Consider the following 6,131-nt stretch of genomic DNA (forward strand, 5'->3'; position numbering starts at 1 on the left):
AAATTATCACGAATACTCTATTTAACTCAAATATCTACAGGAAATATCCACTTTAATCTGTTCGCCCAGAATTACTGATAATTAACTGTTTTTGTTGACAGATTTTAAAAATTATGATAACCGGTTCATTAAAATTATACCCTGAGTTCAATCGCATTTTGAGAAATGAGGTTATTTTAACCCTATCATTGCGAAAGTTGAGACGGCAAATTGATCAAGCAGGAAGGCAGATTAGCATTCTGGAGTGTCCGGGAAGAGCTTAGTCAGGCAAACCGATTACGGCGGTCCTATTACGAACTTTTAAGAGATGAGCTGGACCAATATCTCCTGCGATATTCGCTGCTTGATTCGTATTCAAATTTCCTGTCCCGAAATATCCCCTATCCTTTTGTTGAAAAGCGGGAATTGAAGCCCCGGGCGCGGATTCCCGGAGTGGAATATGACCCGCAGAATTCGTTCCTGCTTATTTTTGTCGAAGATACCATACCCAACGCCCATAAAAAATATATCCGTTTTTTTGACGACAATAAAACCATCAAGAAAAATCTGCACCATCCGGAAATCATGCCCCTGTCGGTAAAGTTTGACAGAAGCCACAAGTATCTGGAGTCGGCCCATTTTTTCGATTTTTTAAAGGACCTTCTGCCGGTGGATTATGCCCTGCTGATCCAGCGGGACCCCACCAGCGCCAACCGGAATCGGTACTGTCTGTCCCATTTTCATGTGCGCATCGACTGGCCCATTGCCGATGCCGCTGAAAACATGGCCCAGGCGCTTCGCTATATCTCAAAGGATATTTATGAAAAAGGGGAAAAATACGCCGAGGATATTCAGAAGAAATTCTTTGAGTATTTCGGTGTTCCGTTCATGGTCGGCGGCAGGCGTACGGCCGCCATTGTCGCCGCCCAGTATCTGAAGCGAATCGCCTGTATCACCACCATATATGCGGGCAGCAGCGAGTCCAGGGCTTTGATCCGGCTTTCAGAAAGGGGGGCGTCAAAAGCCCTTTTGATGAAATTCAGCAGCGCTGAACTGGATGGGATCGCCCAGGCTTACGGTATCGGACCGCGGACTCTGCGAAAGCACTATGTGGTGACCCGTGAAAAAAAGGACAACATTTGTATTTTTCAGGTAACCTACGCCTTCACCGACCATGCCCGGCCGCCGGACGACGGCAAACTGCGGGATATCAAGTCCGAGATGAACTGGCTCACCGTGGGCGCCGAACACCTCCTGCCCAAACCCGGCGAGTGGCGCTATCCGCCGATACCTCTTAGTGTTATTTATACCTAATAATTGGCTTAAAACTGCGCCAGCGACCGCTTGCGTTATTAATGCCAAAAGAGGGTTCCGTTCGATAGGGCTCTATCCAGTGGTATCCAGTGGGGACGTCCGTAAATAAGTAAATAACTCATTCCATCAATTTATATTTTTGTTGATTTGCCAGCTTTTTACCTCTTTGCGCGGCATAGCCAATCCCTGGACCGGTCCTACCCAGCGCTTCCGCCAATTTAGCCAAGGAATACCCCAATTCATCTACGGCCCAATAGCAAAACAGCCCCCTGGCTTCGGCTACCGCCTGCCGGCGACTGCCGCTGTATAGCTCTCCTTTTTCAATTCCTATCAGCTCGCACACCCTTTTCTCAATCACCTCAAGATTATAACCCTTGCTTTTCAGCTCATAGGAACGTTCATAATTTTCTTCAGCTTCCTCCAGAATTTGTGATACAAACTCGCTTTCTCCCAAAATCCGCTGATCTCCCTTAAGGCGTTCCCCTTTACCAAACCGCTTTTTCTTAACCTCCCGCCACCCTCCCAGGCTGCGAATCAGTCCGCCGCCGACCAGCTCAGGGCGACGCCCTAGTTCCAATCCCGCCTCTACATATGTCAGATACCGTTTCCTGGCGCTTACAATCGATTTGTCGAACAAAGAAAGCACATATTTCATTTCCTGCCAGTCGCTTTTGCACCTGCCCATCAGCACACTATGGCCGCTGTATTCATAGCGGTTGAGCTCGGAAACCGTGGAAACAATCTTGGCTCTTATGGGATTTAAGTGAATATAACGCACCAGTTCCCTTAAGTACGGATCCTCCTGACAAAGGATAGATTTGTACCGGTTCTGAAAAAGAGGGCCGTAGCGTTTGTGCCTTCGGTTAAACGTGACCACATACCCGGTCAGAAGCCTTCGCATGAGCGTGGATAAGGAAACGTCGCTGGTGCGGAAAAGAAAATGGGCATGGTTGGACATGAATGACCAGGCATAGCAGGAGATGCGGGTTTCAGGCAGCAGGGTCGCAAGCCGCTTAAGAAGGTCATCACGGTCCTGATCGTCTTTGAATATGTTGCGCCGTTCAATACCGCGAATAATAATGTGATGTAAAACTCCGGGGGCGTCTATGCGGGCTGACCTTGGCATGAACAAACACTTACCAGTAAACCTCCGCCAAGTCAAGTTATTTACTTATTTACGGACGTCCCTATTGTCCACCTATTGTCCACTTCCGGGCTTTTGGCGCATCTTTTGGTAGCCAAGTTTGAGGATGCGCTGCCCTTTTACCGCCAGGAAAAGATATTTGCCCGGATGGGGGTTGAGCTGAGCCGGGCGACGATGTGCAACTGGGCGGTAAAAGTGGCCGATCAAATTAAACCGCTGATGGAATTGCTTCATCAGGAGATCCGCAGCGGGCCCCTTATCAATATTGATGAAACGCCCGTGCAGGTGTTAAGTGAGCCAGGCCGGGCCAATACCAGCAAATCGTATATGTGGGTCTACCGGGGCGGTGATCCGCAAAAGCCGGTTTTGATATACCAGTATCAGCCGAGTCGTTCGGGACAGGTGCCGTTTACCTTCCTGAAGGGTTACCAGGGTTTTGTCCAGACCGACGGTTATAGCGGTTATGATCTTTTAGGCCGGCAGGTCGGTGTCCGCCTGGTGGGATGCTGGGCACACGTGCGTCGTAAGTTTTTGGAAGTTATCAAAGCCAAGTCCAACCCGAAAAAGAGAGGCCATGCCGAGGAGGCTTTGGAGTACATTGGACGGCTGTACGCTATCGAAAAACAAGCGACTGCAAACGAACTTTCAAGTGACCAACTGTACTGTCTCCGGCAGAATGCCGCCAAACCGATGTTAAACGACTTTAAAAGCTGGTTAACGCGGATGTCATCGCTGACCCCGCCCAAGGGCCTATTGGGAAAGGCGGTTAACTATACGCTTCATAACTGGGATCGTCTGGCCCGGTATATTGAAGACGCAAGGCTGAGACCGGACAACAACCTTGCCGAGAATGCGATCCGTCCGTTTGTTTTGGGAAGAAAGAACTGGCTGTTTTCTGGTCATCCAAACGGGGCTGAAGCCAGTGCGGCCATATTCAGTTTAATCGAAACCGCCAAAGCAAACGGGCTGAAACCGTATGAATATTTTCGATTCCTGTTTGAGCAACTTCCCCACGTTGAATCCCAAAAGAATTACAAAGAACTGCTGCCCCAGCATATTGATCCCGGTCTACTCGTCGTTTCTTAACCGGTGCAGTTTATTAAGCGCTTACTTTTTCCATATTTAAGATGCCTGCCCACCGCCCAAAAAAGAAAAGGCGGTTAAAGATAAATTCTCCAACCGCCCATGACAAACCGAATAATTAATATTTAAGTCCGCTCCCTTGTCTTTCTTCCTTATGCTTCAAATAGAAACGCATAAAATCATAGCTGACCCTATTATTTCCCCTTTTTGAGAAAAAGCCCATTTTACAGGTGCTCACAGAGACTGATTACAAGAATGAAATTGCTAGTTCACATATCCAGTTGAAGTTATTTGAAAGTTAACCGGCCGCTACTGTCCATAATTATATGATGTATACCAAATATCATCTACTTGAAAGAAATATGTCTTCCAAACAAGTCCTATATTTAACAATAACTGTTCCTTGTCGGGATTAATTGGAAATTTTAAGTCTATTTTATTTTGATCATAATAGTACACTGATACGCTATTAGCATTTTTCCAAAGTTGACTATGTTTTATTATCTTTATATTTTTTGAATTTATTAAAATTTCATATACAGATTTCTTGCCATTGAGATTACTTTCATTATCAAAAAAAAGACGATGAAGAAATGATTTAGTAAGTATTAGCTCATCATTTACTGCCTCTTGATCTTCAGGCAAAGCAAAATTGACAAGAGCCTTGATATCTTTTTTTAATATAGCCTCTTTCCATTTAAGTGCTACCGGTAAAACCTGATGGTCAATGATGTCTTTTTCTTCAAGTTCTTTACATATACTACTACCAGTGCCCAAAAATATAATAATTATAAAAACATAATACTTACATAATTTCATTATATAGCCTCAATCAAAGTTGTTAATGACAAGGTTCGGCATCCCACAATTTATTTGTCTCAGGATCTATTTTGGGACAAGTCTCACAGAGTCTATAGGTAAAATGTAAATGAGGCTTGCCAGAGCCACTATCGTCAGAGGATCCAATCACATCACCGGCATTGACCTTATCACCCATCTTAAGTCCATCAACCCAATGCGTGTGGGCATAACCTGAAACCGAACCATCATCATTTAAAATTTTTATTTGATTACCGCCCTTTTTATCCTTCCTTAATAAAATAACTGTTCCATTATCTGTAGCATATGCTGAGTTACCTTTGGGATTCCGTAAATCGGTTCCGGTATGAGGTCCTCCTCCACGGGGTCCAAATGGGCTTGTAACTGTTTGACTATCTGTTGGCCAATAACCTTCCAATCCCCAAGGATCAATCAAATTAACCGGATCATTTAGAACATAACCATAAAGATCCGTATCCTCCCCTTCAAATAGTAACGGATCTTTTGCAGTCCATCTTCCGATATCCGGATCGTAGTCTCTGTATCCGAATCTTACATGTCCGGTATCTATATCGTAAAACCCGCCGGCAAATCCAAAGGGAATAATAAAAGCCGGGTTGCTATCGGCAACAATATTTCCAAAAGAATCGTAGTCTATTCTTTTTACCACACTACCGGATGCATTTGCAACAATCCGCAAGGAGCCTACCTGATCATAAGTAAGATAATAGGTTGCACCGGCGATTGATGCGGCAACCGGCATTCTGGCATCGGCGTATTCAAAGCGCATTAGAAGATTATTGCTGCCGTCATACACTGCCAGCAGGCGCGTTAAACCCTGCCAGAGATATTTTTCAACGATAGAGCCATTTACCTTTTTGGCTATTCTTCTCCAAAGCGGATCATGCACATATTCGATGAAGCGATTGTCCGGTAGGCTCACGCTTAGCAGCCCCCCACGGGATGAATAGTCGTAGGTAGTGACATCCGCGCCGTTGGTCCTGGTGGTAAGAAAGCCGTCCAGGTCATATTGATAATTAACAGCATCTACAGTCAACAGATGATCTTCAGCGTCATAGGAGAAACTTCTTGCGGCAATACCGCGTAAAGTGTTCATCTCATAAACGCGGGTGCCATTTTCATCATAGCCGTATTCTTCCACCAGGACGCCGTCTTTTGTCACCGTGAGAAGTCGACCCATGGAATCATAGGTATGCACATAATTGGAACTTATACCGGCAACGGTTTCTGCTTTATTGTTTATGCGCCCGTTGTTGTCGCGGGCAAGAACCCAGGAAGTTATCCCCTGGCCGCTGACGGTATAACTCTCATCCGACACCTCGCCATAACCGTTGAATGTTCGAGTAAGGGTTAAGGCGCTGTTCGTAACATCCTCGGGCAGACCGTTGCCGGCATTGCGGCTTATGGTAAAACTGCCGGCTCCGATCAAAAGCCCGTCATTATCATAGGTATAGTTGGTAGTACTCCCAGCGTAAGTGAAACCGGTTATATTAAAATCGTTATTATAAGTGTAACCAAGAGTTTTATTCAAAGTACCTGAGAAGGTTTCGGAAGTAACCAGTTTGCCGTCGTAGCCGTAAGAGATCAATTCTCCATCTTTGCTGATGGAACCAACCTTATCGCCGCACAGATAGGTAAAGTCAATGTTTCCTTCAGGGGTCTGAATCTGAGACAGCCGGGTCTTGTCATAAATATTAAAAGTGGGTATGCACTTTACTCAACCGACCACATGGTGTAGTATGCGGTTATGGAGGAGCCAAGACACCCTGTT

General features: G+C 45.6%; 5 protein-coding genes. 2 read left to right on the forward strand and 3 right to left on the reverse strand.

The genetic code is table 11. The features are described from left to right. The first annotated feature begins 210 nt into the window (after window positions 1-210). Window positions 211-1,293, forward strand: coding sequence for a hypothetical protein (locus P1P89_21550; GenBank protein ID MDF1594103.1), 1,083 nt, complete (start codon window positions 211-213; stop codon window positions 1,291-1,293). 118 nt (window positions 1,294-1,411) lie between these two features. Here the strand turns inward: P1P89_21550 and P1P89_21555 are convergent, their stop codons facing one another. Beyond that, a complete protein-coding gene (locus P1P89_21555) occupies window positions 1,412-2,419 on the reverse strand; it encodes a transposase (protein MDF1594104.1) in 1,008 nt (335 codons plus the stop codon). A 75-nt stretch (window positions 2,420-2,494) separates the two neighbouring features. Here P1P89_21555 and P1P89_21560 point away from each other — a divergent pair, with 75 nt between their 5' ends. Beyond that, window positions 2,495-3,523, forward strand: a complete 1,029-nt coding sequence (locus tag P1P89_21560; protein ID MDF1594105.1) for an IS66 family transposase — start codon at window positions 2,495-2,497, stop codon at window positions 3,521-3,523. 306 nt (window positions 3,524-3,829) lie between these two features. On the opposite strand, the gene P1P89_21565 is transcribed toward P1P89_21560, so the two are convergent. Together P1P89_21565 and P1P89_21570 are read right to left on the reverse strand one after the other, a co-directional pair. Further along, window positions 3,830-4,339: a hypothetical protein gene (locus tag P1P89_21565; protein ID MDF1594106.1), complete on the reverse strand. Its 510-nt coding sequence runs from the start codon at window positions 4,337-4,339 to the stop codon at window positions 3,830-3,832. 22 nt (window positions 4,340-4,361) lie between these two features. After that, window positions 4,362-5,948: a peptidoglycan DD-metalloendopeptidase family protein gene (locus P1P89_21570; protein ID MDF1594107.1), complete on the reverse strand. Its 1,587-nt coding sequence runs from the start codon at window positions 5,946-5,948 to the stop codon at window positions 4,362-4,364. Window positions 5,949-6,131: the final 183 nt, after the last annotated feature.

It is taken from the genome of Desulfobacterales bacterium, assembly GCA_029211065.1.
Classification (GTDB): Bacteria; Desulfobacterota; Desulfobacteria; order Desulfobacterales; family JARGFK01; genus JARGFK01.

What these genes read in the sequence shown, in the direction of transcription:
- P1P89_21555 (MDF1594104.1), bottom strand. Translation starts at nt 2,419, where the DNA reads ATGCCAAGGTCAGCCCGCATAGACGCCCCCGGAGTTTTACATCACATT.
- P1P89_21565 (MDF1594106.1), bottom strand. Translation starts at nt 4,339, where the DNA reads ATGAAATTATGTAAGTATTATGTTTTTATAATTATTATATTTTTGGGC.